Annotated in this window: 18 protein-coding genes; 12 read left to right on the top strand and 6 right to left on the bottom strand. The window is 59.8% G+C overall.

The annotated features are described in order from the left end of the window. Window positions 1–70: 70 nt before the first annotated feature. From PQR63_RS07815 to PQR63_RS07760, 12 genes are all read left to right on the top strand, one after another. On the top strand, window positions 71–856 hold the full coding sequence (locus tag PQR63_RS07815) for a crotonase/enoyl-CoA hydratase family protein (RefSeq protein ID WP_408167097.1): 786 nt from the start codon (window positions 71–73) through the stop codon (window positions 854–856). A 61-nt stretch (window positions 857–917) separates the two neighbouring features. Continuing rightward, on the top strand, window positions 918–2,819 hold the full coding sequence (locus tag PQR63_RS07810; RefSeq protein ID WP_408167096.1) for a feruloyl-CoA synthase: 1,902 nt from the start codon (window positions 918–920) through the stop codon (window positions 2,817–2,819). A 5-nt stretch (window positions 2,820–2,824) separates the two neighbouring features. Then, complete coding sequence (locus tag PQR63_RS07805; protein ID WP_408167094.1) at window positions 2,825–4,081, top strand: thiolase family protein; 1,257 nt, start codon at window positions 2,825–2,827, stop codon at window positions 4,079–4,081. Between the two features lie 18 nt (window positions 4,082–4,099). Further along, the gene (locus PQR63_RS07800; RefSeq protein WP_408167092.1) at window positions 4,100–4,864 is read left to right on the top strand and encodes an SDR family NAD(P)-dependent oxidoreductase; all 765 of its coding nucleotides are present in this window, start codon (window positions 4,100–4,102) and stop codon (window positions 4,862–4,864) included. A 26-nt stretch (window positions 4,865–4,890) separates the two neighbouring features. Beyond that, window positions 4,891–5,310, top strand: a complete 420-nt coding sequence (locus PQR63_RS07795) for an acyl-CoA thioesterase (RefSeq protein ID WP_408167090.1) — start codon at window positions 4,891–4,893, stop codon at window positions 5,308–5,310. Between the two features lie 54 nt (window positions 5,311–5,364). Further along, window positions 5,365–6,516: an ABC transporter substrate-binding protein gene (locus tag PQR63_RS07790; protein WP_408167089.1), complete on the top strand. Its 1,152-nt coding sequence runs from the start codon at window positions 5,365–5,367 to the stop codon at window positions 6,514–6,516. Between the two features lie 133 nt (window positions 6,517–6,649). Continuing rightward, window positions 6,650–7,690, top strand: a complete 1,041-nt coding sequence (locus PQR63_RS07785) for a branched-chain amino acid ABC transporter permease (RefSeq protein ID WP_408167087.1) — start codon at window positions 6,650–6,652, stop codon at window positions 7,688–7,690. Between the two features lie 7 nt (window positions 7,691–7,697). Then, window positions 7,698–9,500 (top strand): branched-chain amino acid ABC transporter ATP-binding protein/permease, encoded by a 1,803-nt coding sequence (locus PQR63_RS07780; RefSeq protein WP_408167085.1) that lies wholly within the window; start codon window positions 7,698–7,700, stop codon window positions 9,498–9,500. Continuing rightward, entirely contained in the window at window positions 9,497–10,261 is a 765-nt protein-coding gene (locus PQR63_RS07775) for an ABC transporter ATP-binding protein (protein ID WP_408167083.1), read from the top strand. Before PQR63_RS07780 ends, PQR63_RS07775 begins: the two co-directional genes overlap by 4 nt. Before the next feature lie 35 nt (window positions 10,262–10,296). Then, window positions 10,297–10,872, top strand: a complete 576-nt coding sequence (locus tag PQR63_RS07770; RefSeq protein WP_408167081.1) for a DUF3237 domain-containing protein — start codon at window positions 10,297–10,299, stop codon at window positions 10,870–10,872. Window positions 10,873–10,885: 13 nt separating this feature from the next. Further along, window positions 10,886–12,664, top strand: a complete 1,779-nt coding sequence (locus PQR63_RS07765; protein ID WP_408167080.1) for an acyl-CoA dehydrogenase — start codon at window positions 10,886–10,888, stop codon at window positions 12,662–12,664. Next, the gene (locus tag PQR63_RS07760) at window positions 12,654–13,148 is read left to right on the top strand and encodes a MarR family winged helix-turn-helix transcriptional regulator (protein WP_408167078.1); all 495 of its coding nucleotides are present in this window, start codon (window positions 12,654–12,656) and stop codon (window positions 13,146–13,148) included. Before PQR63_RS07765 ends, PQR63_RS07760 begins: the two co-directional genes overlap by 11 nt. A gap of 106 nt (window positions 13,149–13,254) precedes the next feature. On the opposite strand, the gene PQR63_RS07755 is transcribed toward PQR63_RS07760, so the two are convergent. From PQR63_RS07755 to PQR63_RS07730, 6 genes are all read right to left on the bottom strand, one after another. Further along, window positions 13,255–13,674: a DUF4148 domain-containing protein gene (locus tag PQR63_RS07755; protein ID WP_408167075.1), complete on the bottom strand. Its 420-nt coding sequence runs from the start codon at window positions 13,672–13,674 to the stop codon at window positions 13,255–13,257. 299 nt (window positions 13,675–13,973) lie between these two features. Then, window positions 13,974–14,960, bottom strand: coding sequence for an XdhC family protein (locus PQR63_RS07750; protein WP_408167072.1), 987 nt, complete (start codon window positions 14,958–14,960; stop codon window positions 13,974–13,976). 89 nt (window positions 14,961–15,049) lie between these two features. After that, on the bottom strand, window positions 15,050–17,266 hold the full coding sequence (locus PQR63_RS07745; protein WP_408167070.1) for a xanthine dehydrogenase family protein molybdopterin-binding subunit: 2,217 nt from the start codon (window positions 17,264–17,266) through the stop codon (window positions 15,050–15,052). Next, entirely contained in the window at window positions 17,247–17,690 is a 444-nt protein-coding gene (locus tag PQR63_RS07740) for a (2Fe-2S)-binding protein (RefSeq protein ID WP_408167069.1), read from the bottom strand. The genes PQR63_RS07745 and PQR63_RS07740 overlap by 20 nt, the downstream gene beginning before the upstream one ends. A 31-nt stretch (window positions 17,691–17,721) precedes the next feature. Continuing rightward, window positions 17,722–18,828: a porin gene (locus PQR63_RS07735; RefSeq protein WP_408167066.1), complete on the bottom strand. Its 1,107-nt coding sequence runs from the start codon at window positions 18,826–18,828 to the stop codon at window positions 17,722–17,724. Window positions 18,829–19,292: 464 nt separating this feature from the next. After that, window positions 19,293–20,252: an AraC family transcriptional regulator gene (locus PQR63_RS07730; RefSeq protein ID WP_408167063.1), complete on the bottom strand. Its 960-nt coding sequence runs from the start codon at window positions 20,250–20,252 to the stop codon at window positions 19,293–19,295. Window positions 20,253–20,374 lie beyond the last annotated feature (122 nt).

Here is a 20,374-nt window from a genome sequence, read left to right as displayed (position 1 = left end):
GCAAGCTGGATGAAAGCAAGCCAAAAGCAAGCGACACCCTCAGTGCACAAGCACCAACAACAGGCTGGCCATGACGAATCATTCTGACGATCTTCTCGACATTCACTACGACGGCGCGATTGCCGTCGTTGCCATCAACCGCGTCGCCAAGCGCAATGCGCTGAGCGATCAGCTGGTGCGCGCAATCCAACGCTGCTTCGAATCCTTCCCGCCGGAAATCAAGGTCGCGGTGATCCGCGGTCACGGCGACCATTTCTGCGCCGGCCTCGATCTCTCCGAACTGCGCGAGCGCGACACCAGCGAAAGCATGTACCACTCACGCATGTGGCATGCCGCCTTCGAGCGCGTGCAATTCGGCGGCGTGCCGGTGATCGCCGTACTGCACGGCGCCGTCATCGGCGGCGGACTGGAACTGGCTTCCGCGGCGCATATCCGTGTAGCCGAAGACAGCGCCTTCTACGGTTTGCCGGAAGGACAACGCGGCTTGTTCGTCGGCGGCGGCGGATCGGTGCGCATCTCGCGTCTGGTCGGCGTTGCCTGCATGAGCGACATGATGCTGACCGGCCGCGTGCTGTCGTCACAGGAAGGTCACCAGGCCGGTATCTCGCAATATCTCACCGCTGCCGGCAAAGGCATGGAAAAAGCGATGGAGCTGGCAGCACGCATCGCCAAGAACGCGCCGATGACCAATTACGGCGTGACGCATGTATTGCCGCGTATCGCCGACCAATCGATCCAGGATGGCCTGGTGACGGAGTCGCTCATGGCCGCAGTCGCCGGCAGCGATCCGGAAACCAAGGGCAGGCTTGCCGCGTTCCTCGATCTGAAGATGAACAAGGTGGAGCGCAGCAGCTAAGCTTTCTCGACAATTCGCGGCCCCATACAAAGCAGTTCCGATAAAAAATTAAGAGACATGTATGAGCACAACACCACGCTATCGCAGCGTACGATTCGGCATCAGCGGCGTTGACGTCGTCGATACCCAAGACGGTCAACGTATCGTCAAGACCCGGCAGGCATTGCAAGACTATCCGGCGCGCCTGAGCGACAAGCTGAAATACTGGGCTGCAAAAACTCCCGACGTCAGCTTCATGGCCAAACGCGACGCCAATGGCGTCTGGCAGCACATCACGTATGCGCAGGCACTGCAGACTGCGCGCCACATCGGCCAGGGCTTACTCAATCGCGGCCTGTCGGCGGAACGTCCCTTGCTGATTCTGTCGGAAAACGATCTCGAACACGCCATGCTCGCGCTGGCCTGCCACTATGTCGGCGTGCCGTATGCGCCGGTATCGTCGGCGTATTCACTGCTGTCCAAGGATTACGCCAAGCTGCGCCACGCAGTCAACTTGCTGACGCCCGGCATGATCTTCGCTGCGCATGGCGAGAAGTTCGCCGCCGCCGTCAATGCGGTCGCCACCAGCGATATCGAGTTCGTCGCCACCGAGGCGCCATCGTCCACACGCAGCACCACGCTCTACAGCGAGCTGGCCGTCACGCCGATTACCGACGCGGTCGAACGCGCGCATGACGCCACCACGCCGGACACCATCGCCAAGTTCCTGTTCACCTCGGGCTCGACCAAGTTGCCGAAGGCGGTAATCAATACCCAGCGCATGATTTGCAGCAATCTGCAGATGATCGTGCAGACTTTTCCTTTCCTCGGTGAAGAACCGCCGGTGCTGATTGACTGGCTGCCGTGGAACCATACCTTTGGCAGCAACCATAACGTCGGCATCGTGCTCTACAACGGCGGCACCATGTATATCGACGATGGCAAGCCGACGCCGCAAGGTCTCGCCACCACGCTGCAAAACCTGCGTGAAATCGCACCGACGATTTACTTCAACGTCCCGATTGGTTGGGAGGGCATCGCCCATGCACTGGAAAAAGATCCCGCCCTGCGCGAGAAGTTTTACAGCCGTCTGAAGATGCAGTTCTACGCCGGTGCCGCACTGGCGCAACCGGTGTGGGACAAGCTGCACGCCACCGCCGAAGCCGCCTGCGGCGAACGTATCGTGATGTCCTGCGGCCTGGGCATGACCGAGACTGCACCGTCGGCATTGTTTGTGGTGGAAGAACAGGTACGCTCCGGCCAGATCGGCATCCCGACGCCCGGTATGGAAATCAAGCTGGTGCCCAACGGCGACAAGATGGAAATCCGCTATCGTGGCCCCAACGTCACGCCGGGTTACTGGCGCGCACCGGAGCAGACCAAAGAGGCCTTCGATGAAGAAGGTTTCTTCTGCTCTGGCGATGCGGTCAAGTGGCTGGATCCGTCCAATCACGATCTCGGCTTCATGTTCGACGGCCGCGTAGCCGAAGATTTCAAGCTGTATACCGGTACCTGGGTCAGCGTCGGGCCGCTGCGCGCCGTCATCGCGCATGAAGGCGCACCGTATCTGCAAGACGCCGTCATCACCGGCCACGACCGCAATGAAGTCGGCATGCTGATCGTGCCCAACCTCGAACGCTGCCGTCAACTTGCAGGACTGCCTGCGGGCGTCTCGCGAGAAGAGATCGTCGCCGCGCAACCGGTGCGCGATTTCTTCAGCAACGTCTTGCAGCGCTTGCAGCAGCACGCTACCGGCAGCGCATCCCGCGTCGCCCGTGCACTGGTGTTGGTCGAACCGCCGTCGTTCGACAAGGGCGAAATCACCGACAAGGGCTCCATCAACCAACGCGCGGTGCTGACGCATCGTGCCGATCTGGTGGAGGCGCTGTATGCCGACATCAATCCGGCCATCCTCAAACCGCATCCGCTTGCTGGCGGCAACAACGCCGCCGCATCCGGCCATCAGGGAACCAAGGGAGCATAAGCAACATGGCAAAGAAAGCCTTCTATTCCAACTTCGACGACGTCTGGATGCTGGGCGGCGTGCGTACGCCAATGGTGGATTATTGCAGCACCTTCTCGCAGCTATCGCCGACCGACATGGGCATCAAGGTCGCACGCGAAATCCTCAAACGCACCGGTGTGCCGGCTGCCGACATTGGCTCCGTCATCGCCGGCAACATGGCACCGGGCGATTGTTTCCAATACATGCTGCCGCGTCACATCGGTTTGTACGCAGGTGTGCCGATCGACGTGCCGGCCATCATGGTGCAGCGCATCTGCGGCACCGGCTTTGAATTGATCCGTCAAGCCGGTGATCAGATCGAGCGCGGCTATACCGATACCGCACTGGTGGTCGGTTCGGAATCGATGACTCGCAATCCGATTGCCGCCTTTTCGCATCGCGGCGGCTTTCGTCTCGGCGCACCGGTGGAATTTCAGGATTACATGTGGGAGGCGCTGATCGATCCGGCGCCCGGCATCACCATGCCGCAGACCGCAGAAAATCTTGCGAAAAAATACGGCATCACACGTCGCGAAGTGGACGAATACGCCGCGCTCTCGTTTGACCGCGCCGTGCGTGCGCAGCAGGAAGGCTTCCACATTGACGAGATCGTACCGGTGGTCAACGAGACCTTCAAGCTCGACGGCTATAACGATCGCCATCTGAAGCTTCAGGGCAAAGTCACCGAAGCAGCAACCGACACCCATCCGCGCCCGTCGCCGGTGGAAGTACTGGCCAAGCTGCGCACGCTCTATCCCGACGGCGTACAAACCGGCGGCAACAGTTCTGCACTGGTGGATGCCGCTGCGGCAACCATCATCGCGTCGGGCAGCTACCTGCGCGGTCACAACTGCACACCGCTGGCGCGTGTGGTCGCTGCAGCCGTGGTCGGCGTCCCGCCGGAAATCATGGGCATCGGCCCGGCGCCTGCAATCCGCCTGCTGCTGGAACGCAACGGCCTGACGCTGGATGACATCGGCTGTTTCGAAATCAATGAAGCGCAAGGTGCGCAAGTCATCGCTGTCGAACGCGAACTCGGCCTCGACCGCAGCAAGCTCAATGTCAACGGCGGCGCGATTGCACTCGGCCATCCGCTGGCGGCAACCGGCGTGCGCCTTTCCATTACCGCAGCACGCGAAATGCATAAACGTGGCGCGCGCTACAGCATCGCATCGGCCTGCATCGGCGGCGGACAAGGCATCGCGCTGCTGCTGGAAAATCCAGCCGCTTCCAACCAATAATCTGCGAAAGAACGCGACATGAAATTACAAGGGCAAGCAGCACTGGTCACCGGCGGCGCTTCCGGACTCGGCGCCGAAGTGGTGCGTCAATTGGCGCAGGGCGGTGCGCGCGTGACCATCCTCGATGTGAACATTGAAGGCGCGCAGGCGCTGGCAAAAGAAGTCGGCGGCCACGCCGCAGCCTGCGACATCACCGACACCGCCAGCGTCGAAGCTGCGCTCGCTTCCGCACGTGCCGCACACGGCCCGGCGCGCATCCTGATCAACTGCGCCGGCATCGGTGGCGCCAAACGCCTGGTCGGAAAAGACGGTGTCGCCATGCCGCTGGAAGATTTCAGCCGCATCATCAACGTCAATCTGATCGGCACCTTCAACATGATCCGTCTCGCCGCCGCAGAGATGATCGCGCAAGAGCCATTGGAAGACGGCGAGCGCGGCGTGATCGTCGCGACTGCTTCGGTGGCAGCCTACGACGGCCAGATCGGGCAAGCTGCCTATGCAGCATCGAAAGGCGGCATCACCTCGCTGACCTTGCCGCTGGCGCGCGACCTCGCGCAGTTCGGCGTACGCGTGATGACGATTGCACCGGGCCTGTTCCTGACACCGCTGCTGTACAAGCTGCCGGAAGAAGTCCAGCAATCGCTGGCGGCATCGATCCCCTTCCCCAAGCGTCTCGGCAAGGCTGAGGAATTCGCACAACTGGCTGTGCACATCGTCGGCAATCTTTCGCTCAACGGTGAAGTGATTCGCCTCGACGGCGCATTACGCCTGCCGCCTCGCTAGTTCGTTCAACCCATTCAGGAGTCAGCATGTCAAAAGTTGTGGTGTATCCCGTCAATGTCGAGTTCGGCGATTGCGATCCGGCGGGCATCGTTTTCTTTCCCAATTTTTTCCGCTGGTACGACGCCTCGTCGCGTAATTTCTTCCGCACCTGCGGCGTACCGGCCTGGCGCGATACGGAGAAGAGCCATGGCATCATCGGCACGCCAGTGGTCGACATCGGGTCGCGCTTCATCCAGCCGGCAACCTATGGCGACAAGGTCGAAGTGCATACCTCGGTGGTCGAGTGGAACGCCAAGACTTTCGTCATGCTGCATCAATTGAAGCGCGACGGCGTGCTGCTGTCGGAAGGCCGCGACACCCGCGTGTTCGCCATCCGCCACCCGGAAGATCCGGCGCGTATCAAGGCAATACCCATACCGGAAGACATCAGAGAACTTTGCAGTTAGGTGCTTGGTAAGTAACAAAATCGATCCAGAGTATTTATAAAAAAGGAGACGGAGATGAAGAAAATATTGAAAGCAACGGTGCTCGCCTCGGCGATGGCATTTTCAGGTCTGATCGCACAACAGGCGCATGCGGAACTGACCATCGGCGTGATCATGTCGCTGACGGGGCCAGGCTCCGGCCTTGGCATTCCAGCCAAGAACGGCTTCGCCTTGTGGCCCGACACCATCGGCGGTGAAAAGGTCAAACTGATCATTCTCGACGATGCCACCGATCCGACCCAGGCCAGCAAGAACGCACGCCGCCTGATTGCCGAAGACAAGGTCGACATGATCATCGGCTCGGCCGCCGTACCGCCGACCCTGGCGATCGCCGACGTCGCCCTGGAGACACAGACCGTGCAACTGGCGATCTCGCCGATTGAGACACCAGAGGGCAAGGACGCCTGGACTTTCCGCCTGCCGCAGTCGACCGCCGTCATGGCCGGCGGCGTGGTTGATCACATGAAGAAGCATGGCGTGAAGACCTTCGCCTTCCTCGGCTACTCGGATTCTTACGGTGAAAACTGGCTCAAGGAAACCGCACGCCTGACCAAGCAAGCCGGTATCAACATGACGGTCGCAGAACGCTTCGGCCGTGCCGACACCAGCGTCACAGCGCAGGCATTGCGCGTGGTCAGTTCCAACCCTGACGCCGTGCTGGTGGTGGCATCCGGCAGTGGCGCGGCAATGCCGCACAAGGCACTGATCGAGCGCGGCTACAAGGGCAAGATTTACCAGACTCACAGCGCCGCCTCGCGCGACCTGATCCGCCTTGGCGGCAAGGATGTCGAAGGTTCGTTCGTGGTGTCCGGCCCAGCCGTGGTGCCGGAGGCGCTGCCCGACAGCAACCCGTCGAAGAAGTTGGCAACCGACTTCGTGACGCGCTATGAAAAACAATATGGCGCCGGCACGCGCAACCTGTTCGCTGCACACATCTACGACGCGCAACTGGTGTTGCAACGCGTGGTACCGGAAGCGCTGAAGAAGGCCAAGCCGGGCACACCTGCCTTCCGCGCTGCACTGAAGGACGCGCTGGAAAATTCCGGCAACATCCAGATCTCTCAAGGCACGATGCACTACACCGCCAAGGATCACTTCGGCCTGGGCGACGATGCACGCATCATGCTGACGATTCAGAACGGCAACTGGAAAGCGGCAGCACCTTAAGAAGCAATGCCGGAAGACGTAGGTACTCGGTGCGGACATCTTCCGGCGTTCTCTTCATTTCTTGCTTGCTCTCTCTTGTTTCACCGCGTGTGATTTACGCCTGACTTAACAGTTAACCGGAACCGTTTCTTTCATGGATTCTTCTATTGCCGCCATCCTGTTGCTCGATGGCCTGACCAACGGCATCGTCTACGGGCTCATTGCGATTGCCCTGGTGCTGGTGTTTGCGGTGACGCGCATCCTGTTCATTCCGCAGGGCGAATTTGTCGCCTTCGGCGCACTCACACTGGCGATGCTGCAACAGGGCGTGGTGCCGGGCCCGGTGTGGCTGTTGCTATTGCTGGCCGTCTGCGCCACCGGCATGCAGATAACCGCGTTATTACGTAGCGGACAACGTACCGGCATCGTACGCTGTATCGCCAAAAATCTACTCGCCCCCGTCCTGATCTCCGCGTTAGTGGCATGGGCAGCACCACAGCAATTTGCGTTGCCGGTGCAAGTGGCATTGACGCTGCTGCTGATCACGGCACTCGGCCCGCTGATGTATCAGGTGGTGTATGAATCGCTGGCCGATGCCAGCGTACTGGTGCTGCTGATCGTCTCGGTCGGTATCCATCTGGCGATGACGGGACTGGGCCTGGTGTTCTTCGGCGCAGAAGGTTTCCGCACACCGGCGTTCTGGGATAGCCGCTGGTCGTTCGGTGCGGTGACCTTGAGTGCACAAACGGTGGTCGTGATCCTCGCGGCGCTCGCGCTGCTGGTGGCCTTGTGGTTGTTCTCCGACCGCACGCTGTATGGCAAGGCCTTGCGCGCAACAGCTGTCAATCGCCTCGGTGCGCGTCTCATGGGTATCTCGACCACGCTGGCGGGCAAGATCAGCTTTGCCGTTGCGGCCTTCATCGGTGCATTGTCGGGCGTGCTGATCGGGCCGATGAGCACCATTTTTTACGACTCCGGGTTTTTGATCGGCCTGAAAGGTTTTGTCGCGGCCACCATCGGCGGGCTGGCCAGTTTTCCACTGGCGGCCTGCGGCGCGGTGTTCGTCGGCTTACTGGAATCCTTCAGCTCCTTCTGGGCCAGCGACTACAAGGAAGTGATCGTCTTCATGTCTCTGCTGCCGGTATTGTTGTGGCGTTCGTTCGTCGCGCCGGCGCATGACGAAGATGAGGAATAAGCCAGCGATGAACATCATGCAATCACAGAAAAAAATCCTTTCCCTCATCCTGCTGTTGGCAGTGGTGGTATTTCCTCTGCTGCCGACGCCGCAGTTCTGGATCATCCAGGCCAACTATATCGGTCTGTATGCGCTGGTCGCCATCGGCCTGGTGCTGTTGACCGGCATCGGCGGCATGACCTCGTTCGGCCAGGCGGCTTTCGTCGGTATCGGTGCTTACACCACCTCTTATCTGACGACCGCCTGCGCCGTGTCGCCCTGGCTGACGCTGCCGATCGGCTTGCTGATCACTGGCATGTCTGCTTATGTGCTGGGCCGCATCACGCTGCGCATGTCCGGCCACTACCTGCCGCTGGCGACCATTGCCTGGGGCATCAGTCTGTATTTCCTGTTCGGCAAGGTGGAATGGCTGGGTAAATACGACGGCATCGCCGGCATCCCGGCTCTGCAATTGTTCGGCTTCGATCTCGCGCAGGAACGTCATCTGTATTTCCTGATCTGGGCCATCGTGCTGGGTGCGACCTGGCTGGCGCTGAATCTGCTCGACTCGCGTGCAGGCCGTGCCATCCGCGCGCTCAAGGGCGGCCGCACCATGGCCGAAGCAATGGGCGTCGACACAGGCCGCTACAAGATCCTGATCTTCGTGCTGGCGGCCTTGCTGGCGTCGGTCTCGGGATGGCTGTTTGCGCATATGCAACGTACCGTCAATCCCTCGCCATTCAGTCTGGCGATGGGGATTGAATATCTGTTCATCGTAGTGGTCGGCGGCATCGCTCACGTGTGGGGTGCACTGCTCGGAGCAGGTGTGTTGAAACTGCTGGCCGATCAATTGCAGGTGTTGTTGCCGGCGCTGTTGGGTAGTGGCGGCAACTACGAGAGCATCGTGTTCGGCGTAATCCTGATCCTGTTGCTGAAATATGCACGCGGCGGCTTGTGGCCATGGATCTGCGCCCTCGCCGCGCGCCTCGTGCCGCCAGTGAAGAAACCCGTGCTGCAACCGGCCGCATCAACCATCGCTCGACGCGAGGTGCCGGCCAAGGGAAGTCCGCTCCTGCAGGTCGAACAGATCTCCAAACGTTTCGGCGGACTAGTGGCAGTCAACGATGTCTCCTTCGGCGTCAAGGCCGGAGAGATCGTCGGCTTGATCGGCCCCAACGGCGCTGGCAAGTCGACCACCTTTAACCTGGTGACCGGCTTGCTGCATGCTTCCGGCGGCAGCGTGACCTTCAATACAGAGAACATCACCGGCTTGCATTCACGCGCCATCGCCACACGCGGCATTGCACGCACCTTCCAGCACGTCAAATTGCTGCCGAGCATGTCGGCACTGGAAAACGTCGCCCTCGGCGCGCACCTGCGCAGCGAGCAAGGCTTCGTACGCAATACCGTCAATGCCATGCTGCATCTGGAGCGCAAGGAAGAACAGGAGCTGCTCAACGAAGCGGCACGCGCTCTCACCCGTGTCGGCCTGCAGCATCTGATGCACGAACAAGCCGGCAATCTCGCGCTCGGCCAGCAACGCATTCTGGAAATCGCCCGCGCGCTGTGCTGCGATCCGTTGCTGCTGTTGCTCGACGAACCAGCCGCCGGCCTGCGTCATCTGGAGAAGCAGGCACTCAGCAAAGTCTTGCAAGAACTGCGCGAAAGCGGCATGAGCATCCTGCTGGTGGAACACGACATGGAGTTCGTCATGCAGCTGACCGATCATATCGTGGTGATGGAATTCGGCGCCAAGATTGCGGAAGGCACGCCGGAACAAATCCAGCAGCATCCCGCTGTGATCGAAGCGTATCTGGGTGGAATCGAATGAACGACCAAGTGAACAATGCAGTGAACGACACATCAGGCAATCCTCTGCTTGAAGTAAAACAACTATGCGCCAGCTACGGCAAGGTGCAGGCGCTGTACGACATCGACCTCAAGCTGGAGCGCGGCAGCATCGCCACGGTGATCGGCCCCAACGGCGCCGGAAAATCGACGCTGCTCAACGCCATCATGGGCGTGCTGCCGTCGCAGGGCGGCATCCACTATCGTGGCAAGGCGGTCGAGCGCACAAGCTTGGAGCAACGTGTGATGGCAGGCATCGCGCTGGTGCCGGAACGGCGCGAACTGTTTTCCACCATGACGGTGGAAGACAACCTGCTGCTGGGCGGATTTCGCCGCGTGCGGCTAGGCCATGCACAACCGATGGATCAACTGGCAACCGTGTTCGAACTGTTCCCGCGCCTGAAGGAGAGGCGCACGCAGTTGTCCGGCACGCTGTCGGGCGGTGAGCGCCAGATGCTCGCTATCGGCCGCGCCATGATGGCCAAGCCGGATCTGCTGATGCTCGACGAACCAAGCCTGGGACTGGCGCCGCGTATCGTCAAAGAAATCCTGCAGATCGTCTCCGAACTACGCCAGACCGGGCTTGCCGTGCTGCTGATCGAACAGAATGCACGTGCCGCCCTGCAGGTGGCCGACTATGGCTATGTGCTGGAGCTGGGGCAGATTTCCATGCAGGGCGAATCAGAAAAACTGGCGAATGACAGCCAGGTGATTCAAGCGTATCTGGGTTTTGGAAAACACTAGAACGCTTCCATTCATCCATCCACGAGGAGACAAAAATGAAAAAAATCATTCTGCTGCTGCAATCCCTGCTACTGGCCGCCGGCCTGATGGCATCGCTGGCAAATCAGGCGGTCGCTGCCAGCGACGCCGACAGCAACACCATGAATCCGCCCAAACCCAACCTGACGTTCATGGCGCGCTTCTCGGTCGATCTGGTCGCGCCGATCTGGGAACTGGGCAAGACTTCCGACCTCGGCAAACGCCGCATCATCCCGATCACCGGTGGCAACTTCAAAGGCCCACTGATCAATGGTGAGATCCTCAACAACGGCGCTGACTGGCAGACGGTCACCGCCGATGGCCTGGCGATCATCGACACCCGCTATCTGTTGAAGATGGACGACGGCGAACTGGTCTATCTGCAAACCCGTGGCGTGCGTTACGGCCCGCCGGAAGTCATGGCCGAGGTCGCCAAAGGCAAGCCGGTCGACCCCAGCAAATATACTTTCCGCCTGTACATGAACTTTGAAACCGCCTCCAAGAAATACGACTGGCTCAATCGCGCCATGGGCGTCGGCTATGCGATGCGCCTGGGCAATGCGGTGGTATACGACGCCTATCTGCTGAACTGATTCTGCTGCCCCGATGAGCTATCACCCGCCTTTGCGCGACATGGCGTTCGTGCTTAACGATTTGCTGGGTGCGCCGGCGCAACTGTCAGCGCTTCAGGCGCATGCCGATGTCGACCTCGATCTGATGAAGCAGGTGCTGGAAGAAGCCGGACGCTTCGCCGCCGAAGTGGTCGCGCCGATCAATGCCGGTGGTGACCTGGAAGGTTGCCGCTTTACCGACGGTGAAGTGCAAACGCCGACCGGCTTCGCCAACGCTTACCGCCAGTTCTGCGAAGCCGGCTGGCCGGCACTGGCCTGTGCAAGCGAATACGGCGGACAAGGTCTGCCGCATTTGCTGAACTGTGCACTGTTCGAAATGCTGAGTGCCGCCAATCATGGCTGGACCATGTATCCCGGATTGCTGCACGGCGCCTATGCCTGTCTCAGCGCGCATGCGAGCGATGCGCTCAAGGCGCGCTATCTGGAAAAAATCGTCAGTGGCGAATGGCTGGCGACGATGTGCCTGACCGAAGCGCATGCAGGCAGCGATCTTGGCCTGCTGCGTACGCGGGCAGTCAAGCAAGGCGACGATAGCTACAGGCTTAGTGGCGACAAGATCTTCATCTCCGGCGGCGAACAGGACATGACGGACAACATCGTCCATCTCGTGCTGGCACGCCTGCCCGACGCGCCGGTCGGAAGCAAGGGACTATCGCTGTTTCTGGTTCCCAAGTTCTTACCGGATGGCACGCGCAATCAAGTGCACTGCACCGGCATCGAACACAAGATGGGTATCCGCGGCAGCGCCACTTGCAGCATGCATTTCGAGAATGCCACCGGCTGGCTGGTCGGTGTCGAAGGACGCGGACTGGCGGCGATGTTCGTGATGATGAATTCGGCGCGTCTGCACGTGGGTGCCCAAGGATTGGGTATTGCCGAAGCGGCGTATCAGCGCGCGCTAGCCTATGCACACGAGCGCACGCAATCACGCGCGCCGGTTCGCACCGCCACAACAACTGCCGCAGATGCCATCGTCATGCATCCGGCGGTGCAAAAGTTGCTGATGGCGCAGCGTTGCCGTATCGAAGGCGGCCGCATGCTGGCCTACTGGAGCGGTCTGCAGCTGGATCTGTCGGAACACGATGAGGACGCCGATCAACGGCACCGGCATCACGACAGACTGGAATTCATCACCCCGGTCATCAAGGCGATGCTGACGGACAACGGCTTTCAAAGCGCCAGCCAGGCCTTGCAGGTATTCGGCGGGCACGGCTATGTGACAGAGACCGGCATTGACCAGTATCTGCGCGATGCGCGCATCACCATGATTTATGAAGGCAGCAACGAGATTCAGGCTATCGATTTTCTGTTGCGAAAAGCACTGGCCGACGGTGGCCGCCGCATGATGGATTTCCTTGCAATGGTGGAGCAGGATGTCGGGCAGATTGGCGATGGCGAGTTTGCGGGACAAACACAACAGCTTCTGCAGCTGACCCGCTATCTGGCGAAAACTACTCACGCTATTGCTGCCGCAAACGTCACAACGCCACAGCTGCCGTATTTCATTGCCGAAGAAATGTTGCGTCTGACAGGACATGCAGCGATGGCGTGGCTATGGCTGAAAGCGGCGCGCACTGCGGTGCAGAAACACGCTGCGGATCCCTTGTTCTATGGCAGCAAGCGCGACAGCGCGTGCTATTATTTCGCCTTCCTGTTTCCGGAAACCCATCAGCTCTGCAGCGTCATCAACGCTTGTCTGGCTGCCGGCGTACCGGCGATACCATCCGATCTGACCCACCACGATGCTGCCTAAAAAGCCGGCCGAATTTGAGCTAGAAGATGCCGACACGGCAGACGCTGCACCACCGCTTGACCAGAGCGTCCTGCTGAGCCTGGTCGGTTATAACTGCCGGCGCGCCTACATCACGATCATGCCGCTGTTTGAAAAGCGCATGGCGAAGTTCGAGCTGCGTCCGGTCGATTTCACGGTGCTGAGCCTGCTCAAGGCCAATCCCAACATCAACCAGAAGCGCCTGTCGAAAGCCATCAACGTATCGCCGCCGAATCTGGCGACCTTGCTTGACCGCCTCGAACAGCGCGACCTCGTGATGCGCCAGCGCAATCCTCAGGATCGCCGCTCGCAAACGCTGGTGCTGACTACCGCCGGCATGCGCATGTGCGTCAAGGCAGAAAAGACCGCTGCCGAACTGGAAGAAAAAGCGACCGAGGCACTCAATGACGCCGAGCGTGCGCAATTGATCACACTACTGCAAAAGATTTTCATCTCCAGCCTCTGAACCAACAGCAGAAAAGCAGAAAACAAAGAGCCGGCATCATTGCCGGCTCTTTTTACTTTGCTTGCGCACTACACAACAACGCGACGACGCAACAGCGCAACAACAATTAACGCAGGAAAATCAGTTCAGCGTAGCTTGGGTTGGCGTGCGCCTGTTGATACTGCTTCAGTTCTTCAACCACTTGCGCGCGGGTCTTGGTCGACACCGGTGCGGAGGCGATTGCCTTGTCAGGATAAGTAGCGTCGTTGATCGGCAGTTCGCCGTTGGCGCGGGCTTGCTTCAACTCGTCGATGACTTCGGCACGTGTCTTGGTCGATGTCGATGCAGAAGCAATCGACTTATCGGGATAGGACACGTCGTTGATCGGCAATTCGCCATTGGCGCGGGCTTGTGCCAACTCGGCGATCACTTCAGCGCGTGTCTTGGTGGAAACGAATTTGGTATCTTCGGGATAAGGTGCTTCTGCCAGCGCAGCACCTGCAAGGCTCAACATAAGGACGGCAGCGGAAATTTTCTTGATGTTCATGATTGACTCCAACGGGTGTTGCACCAGCCGGACATTCACACGAATGTCCTGTTTCATAACTGCGTTCACCATGGAGAGCATCTTATTTGTTGCAACAGCAAAGAAAAACGGGGTAGGAAGCAATGCTCTATTTCGATTCGCGAAATAATGCTTGCAAAGAGACATCGTGAATACGATCAAACAAGGCATGGAGATTGCCCTGGAAGCCTTATAAAATAAGGGTTATAGCGAAATAGAAGAACGAGGTCGACATCATTGTTGCCGCCTGGCAGCAGATGCAGAAAAACAAAGAATGTGGTTCACCAAGCTCGGTTCATTGCAGATGGCACAACAATTCCGTGACGAACTGCAGTCATTTCGGCAATCACGGAAACGGCAATTTCCGCCGGAGTCTTGCTGCCGATGGGCAAACCCACAGGCCCATGCAAACGATCGATTTGTGCTGCGCTGAGATCGAACAGGGCCAATCGTTCGCGGCGCCGTGCGGTGTTGTTGCGTGAGCCGATGGCGCCGACGTAGAAGGCCGGCGAGCGCAACGCCTCCATCAGCGCGAGATCGTCCAGCTTGGGATCGTGCGTGAGCGCCACCACTGCGGTACAGGCGTCGGGGCACATCTCGATGACCAGGTCATCCGGCATCGCATGCACCACCGGCACACCCGGCACCTGCCACACGCTGCGAAACTCTTCGCGCGGATCGCACACACTCACCTGATAGTCCATGCCAACGGCAATCTGCGCCAGGAAAGCCGACAGCTGCCCGGCGCCGATCAACAGCAGACGCCAGCGCGGACCATGATGCGTGACGACATTGTTGCCGCGGATGCTGACCAGTTCCGCCGGCAAATCCTGCTTGCCGGATTGAAGTGTCAGCGTTACCTCACCGCTGTCGATGCGCAGTCGGCGTTCGATCAGTTGCCGGGATTCCAGAGCCTGCAACAACTCGGCGATGCGGCTGCGCGAAGACAAAGGCTCGCGCACCAGTTCGATGGTGCCGCCGCAAGGCAATCCGAAACGATGAGCCTCATCCGCGTTGATTCCATAACGCAGGATATCCGGCACGCGGCGCTGCATGCCTTCCCGGCGGATACAGGCGATCAGATCATCTTCGATGCAGCCGCCCGATACCGAGCCGACCACGCGGCCGTCTTCACACAGTGCCAGCATCGATCCCGGCGGACGCGGGCTGGAACCCCATGTTTTCGCCACAGTGACCAGCTCGCAGCGCAGGCCATGCTCCAGCCAGACGCGCGCTGCTTTCAATACTTCCAGATCCATGCTGTCCATGGGATGCCGCTCTTCCACCTTGATTAAAAAAAACCGGGCCGCCGTCGGGAAATCCGGCGGCCCGGCCTGCAACAAAAAGCGCGCCGGATCTATGCCTGATCCAACTTCAAAGGCATGGAACGCAGACGACGCTTGCTTGCCTTGAAGATCGCACTGGCCACTGCGGGGGCGACAGGGGCCAGTGCGACTTCGCCACAACCTTGCGGAGGACGGTCGCTGTTGACGATGACGACGTCAATATGCGGCATCTCTGCCAGCGTCAGCAACGGATAATCGTGGAAGTTGCTCTGCACCGCAGCGCCTTCAGCGAACGTGATCTCGCTCTTGAAGGTGTTGGTCAGCGCGAAGCCGATACCACCTTCGATGTTGGCCTTGATCAGCCCCGGATTGATGGCGGTGCCGGCGTCGACACCGCAGACCACGCGCTTAACCTTGATGCCGTTTTTGCCGGATTCGATCTCGACCGCCATGGCGACATAGGTCTCGAAGGCGCCACCGCGTCCGGTGTACAAGTTGAAGGCAAATCCACGATGACGGTTCTTCGGCAGCGGCTTGTCCCAGCCCGCAGCGACTGCCGTTTTGTCCAGCACCGCCAGCGCCAGCTTGTCGTGTGCCAGCAGTTTGCGGCGATAGCGATAGGCGTCGATGCCGGCCTGGTCGGCCAGCTCGTTGATGAAGCTCTCCAGAAAGAACACGCTCGACGTACTACCAACACTGCGCATGAAGCTCACCGGAATCGGCTGCTTGATATCGATGGCGTCGACGGTCAGATTAGGCACGCCGTAAGCAAGATCGTAGATGGCTTCGACCATGGTTTCATCCCAGCCGCCTGCAGCCGCCATCTTGTCCTGCTTGATCATGCCGTACAGCGACTGTCCGACCACGCGCGCATGCAGAGCCGTCGGGTAGCCGTCCTTGCCCAATACCGCACGCATGCGCGCGGATACGCCTGGGCGATAGAAGCCATGCTGAATGTCCCCCTCGCGTGAGCGGATCACCTTGACCGGACGTCCCACCGCCTTGGATGCCTGCGCGGCATGCAGTACAAAGTCGGGAACGTATTTGCGGCCAAAACTGCCGCCGAGGAAGTTAGTGTGCACGATGACTTTTTCCGGCGCCATCTTGTAGGCACGACCCAGTGTTTCGCGCACCATGTCCTGCCCCTGGATCGGGCCCCAGACTTCGATGTCGTTGTCGCGCACATGCACGGTTGCTACCACCGGCTCCATCGAGGCATGCACGATGTAAGGCGTGTGGTAGTGCGCCTCGATCATCTTGCCGGGATTGGCGTCGAAGATGGCCCTGGTGTTGCCGATGCGCGAGGCAACGATAGCCTTGTCGTCATCCATGGCAGCCATGCGTTGTTCGTGAATCTTTTTGCTGTCGACATGGATGCCCGGCCCCGGATCGATTTCCAGCTCGACGGCATCGACGGCCTGCTTCGCGATCCAGTAGCTGTCGGCAACGACGATGACCGTATTGGGCACCGGCTTGGGCCAGGTGGTGCCGATGACCACCGCGTGCACACCGGGACGCGCAAGGATCTGCGCTTGGTTGCGCACGCTGAGAATCTTGCCGGTGTAAGCAGGCGCCATGCGCGCAGCGCCAACCAGCATGCCCGGCACCTGGACGTCGATACCGAAGACGGCGCTGCCGTTGACTTTCATCGGTGTGTCGAGGCGCTTCATGTTCTGGCCGATGAAGGTGCGCTGGTTGTTGCTCTTGAGATGCGGGTTCGGATCCAGACGCAGGTGTGCGGCATCAGCGGCAACTTCGCCATAGGAAACAGATCGTCCGGTAGCGGAATGGATCACGCGGCCTTCGCTGGTATGGCACTGCGTGGCGCGTACGCCCAGACGCGCTGCACCGGCCTGCGTGAGCGCATCGCGTGCCTGCGCCCCGGCTGTGCGCAAGCGCTGGAACAGCATGGTCATGGACATTGACGCGCCAACAAACTGCTGGGGCGGTTCGTAGGCGGCCGACATGCGGTAGGCATCACGGCCGGTGACGAATTCCACGCTGACGTCGCTCCACTTTGCGTCCAGTTCATCGGCCAATACTTGGGGCAGGCCAGTGTAGACGCCCTGCCCAACTTCGCATTGCGACAGGCCGATGACGGTCTTGCCGCTGGCGTCGATGCGCACCCAGTCGGTGATTTCTACCAGGCCTGCCGGTGTGGTTGCCTCCGCGGCATAGGCCAGCGGCACGATCAGTCCGGCCGTGACGGCACCGGCCGCCTTGAGGAAGCCCCGGCGCGATAGCGACAACGACTGCGTCATCTTTGCCTCAGGAATTGGCTGCTGCATGGATGGCCTCCCGGATACGGTGATAGGTAGCGCAGCGGCACAGATTGCTCATGGCTTCATCGATCTGGGCGTCGCTTGGTTTGGGACATTTTTTCAACAAGGCAGTGGCCGCCATGATCATGCCGGACTGGCAGTAGCCGCATTGCGGAACGTCGAGTTTGATCCACGCCAGTTGTACCGGATGGCTGGTGTCGCTCGATAAACCTTCAATGGTGGTCACACTGCGCCCGGCCACACTGGAGACCGGCACGCTGCACGAGCGCATCTGTTCGCCGTCGACATGCACGGTGCACGCGCCGCACATGCCGATGCCGCAGCCGTATTTGGTGCCGGTCAATCCGGCCGATTCGCGGATCACCCACAACAGCGGCGTCTGCTCGTCGCCGTTGAAGGTGGTCGGCCGCCGGTTCAGTATGAATTCCATGGTGGTCTCCTGCCTTGTTGAAATAGGAACATCAGAACGCGTGACGAATGCCGGTCATGACACCGAGCTGGTTCATGCCGGTGCCGACGGTGCCGCCCGGATCAAGCGAAACAGCCGCCGTGCTTGAGTTGGTCATATAGCCGAGAGTGGTGTAAATCATGGTGCGCTTGGACAGGTTGTAGCCCAGCCGCACCACCGACAGCGTGGACACCTTGTCGGTATCCTTGACCTTGTAGCGGATGACCTGGCCGTCTACGATCCATTGCGTGGCGAACGGATAGCTGGCGCCGACAAAAAACATATTGGAAGTCTGATTCGCCGCGGCAGTGATCTTGCGATTTTCCAGACCGACGCCGATCTTGAGGTCGCCGAACAAGGCGTAGCCGTTGAGCGTCAATCGACGGTCTGAATAATCAGCGCTGGTCAGCGGTGCGGTCGCGCCGGTGCCGCCGTTCATTTTGTCGTAGGCGGCTGCAACGCCGAAAGTCTTGCTATGGCTGTCATACGCCAGCAAGCCGGTGATCTGACGACAGGCAGCGAGATTGCCGGCCACTTCGCCGGCGCAGTTGGTGGCGGCTGGGCCGCCCGCGCTGGAGGTGTCGCGACCAAAGCTGTAGGTGCCCCCGACCGTCATGCCGGAGAAGGTGCCGAGATAGCCGATAGCGTTGTCGCTGCGTGCATTCGGCAGATAAGAGTCGATGCTGCCGGTACCGTAGATGTTGGGGCCGAGAATATCGGCCTTGAGTCCGGCGACGTACGTCATGTTGACCTGGCGACCCAGCATCACGGTGCCGTATTCATTCTTCAGACCGACATAGGATTGGCGGCCGAACAGACGATTTCCTTGCCCCATGCCGCCTGTGTCGGGACTCAGCCCCGCTTCCAATACGAACAGCGCCTGCAAACCGCCGCCCAGATCTTCCGCACCTTTGAAACCGATGCGTGAAGGTACGGTGCCGGTCAGCGACGGCATTTTCACGACGCCGGCGCCGGCGGCATTGGTGTTGCTGACATACTCAACACCGGTGTCGACAATTCCATAAATTGTGACTTGCGCCATAGCGCCAGTGGAGAAGGTACTGGCGAATGCGCCGGCCGCGAGTGCGGTCGCCGTCATCCATGCATTGATTGGTTTCATCTTGTTTTGCCTCATCTGGGTATCTGGATCATGACGTCTCGGGTGATGCATTCCACTACCGTGTATCGTGAATACGGATCGTGAAACACGGATCGTGAAATGCACACCCATCCTGTTGCCTGACTGACGAAGCTTTCCCCCCTCCGACAGCGTGCGTGCCGCTCTCCATATGAGACGGCGCCGTGTTGGTGCTACCTTGCACCCTGCAGCCGTCACATATCGAGGCCCCATTCTTGCAAAGGCCAACACCCGTAACAACCACGCTGCAACCCAAAAAGGGAACCATTTAACCCAAGCTGAAAACACTCAGCAAAGCGCCATAAAACGGTGAACTGCGTGCCTGTGCGCGCACTGAATTGGCTCGTGCGTCGCGAGGCCGCGACGCAACGGCGATGCAGAGAAATGGCGAAAAGATAGAGGGAATAAAAAACAGAAAAGCCGGCGCGAACGCGCCGGCCGGTGAATCAATGTGGTGCAGTCACTTGCCGCATCTTGTCCTGCTGGCGCAGATAGGTCCGCGGCGGCACGCCGGCCCAGCGGCGGAAGGCGCGTGTAAAACTTTTCTCGGATGCATACCCGACCTTGTCGGCCACCTCGCCGATACGGCAATTGCCGGCGGCGAGATATTCACTGGCCAGATGCATGCGATGCGTGGTGAGGAAAGAGATCGGCGATTCACCGACCAGCTCGCGAAAGCGCGCATCGAAGCGTGAGCGCGACATGGCGACTTCCGAGGCCAGTGTCGACACGGTCCAGTCGCGCTGCGGCTGGCGATGCATGAGCATGAGCGAATCGCCGATCTTGGGATCACGCAGACCGCGCAGCCAGCCGAGATCGTTATCCTCACTGCGCTGCAGATAGATGCGCAGTACGTGCAGTAATAGCAAATCGGCCAGGCGCGCGGCGGCGAAGTTCCATCCGATCTGGCAGCTCATCGACTCTTCGACGAAGCATTTCAGCGTCGAGGTAAACCAGGACGAGACGTTAATTTCTTCCGCACGGATATGGATCAGATCAGGCAAGGCCGACAAGACGGCGTTGCGCCGTGCTTCGCGAAACAGCAGGATGCCGGTATACATGTCGGTGACCGCACCACCGCCACCCGCGCAGAAAGCCAGCGGCCGCGTGATGTCGGGAATGATGCCAAGCTCCATTACAATGCGGTCGAAGTGATGCAGGCGCACGTCGACACTGGACATCATTTTGTGTTCATCGCCATGCGGCAGCAGAATCAGATCGCCCGGCTGGATCAGCACCGGCGGCGCATCCCTGACGGAGATCCAGAACGGGTTATCGGTGGCGATACGAAAGTTGGCGCCGTTGACGGGATCTTTGACAAAACCCCATGGCGCGCTAAGAGTGAAGCGGCCCGTCACGATCCCATCGGATCGCATGCCATCAAGAATTTCGCTCAATACATCCATTGAGTGCTCCGTGGATTGGCGGCCTTCACCGAGCAGCAATCTCTGCTTCGCCTGTGGAACAAGGCGACATTTCTGCGGTGGCAGGCCGGATGATGTATTGACTCATCAATTCATGTGATGAA

This window comes from Herbaspirillum rhizosphaerae (assembly GCF_046025915.1).
In the GTDB taxonomy this organism is placed as follows: Bacteria; Pseudomonadota; Gammaproteobacteria; order Burkholderiales; family Burkholderiaceae_D; genus Herbaspirillum; species Herbaspirillum rhizosphaerae_A.
Note: the sequence above shows the minus strand (reverse complement) of the source record. Positions and strands in the feature narration are given on the sequence as shown.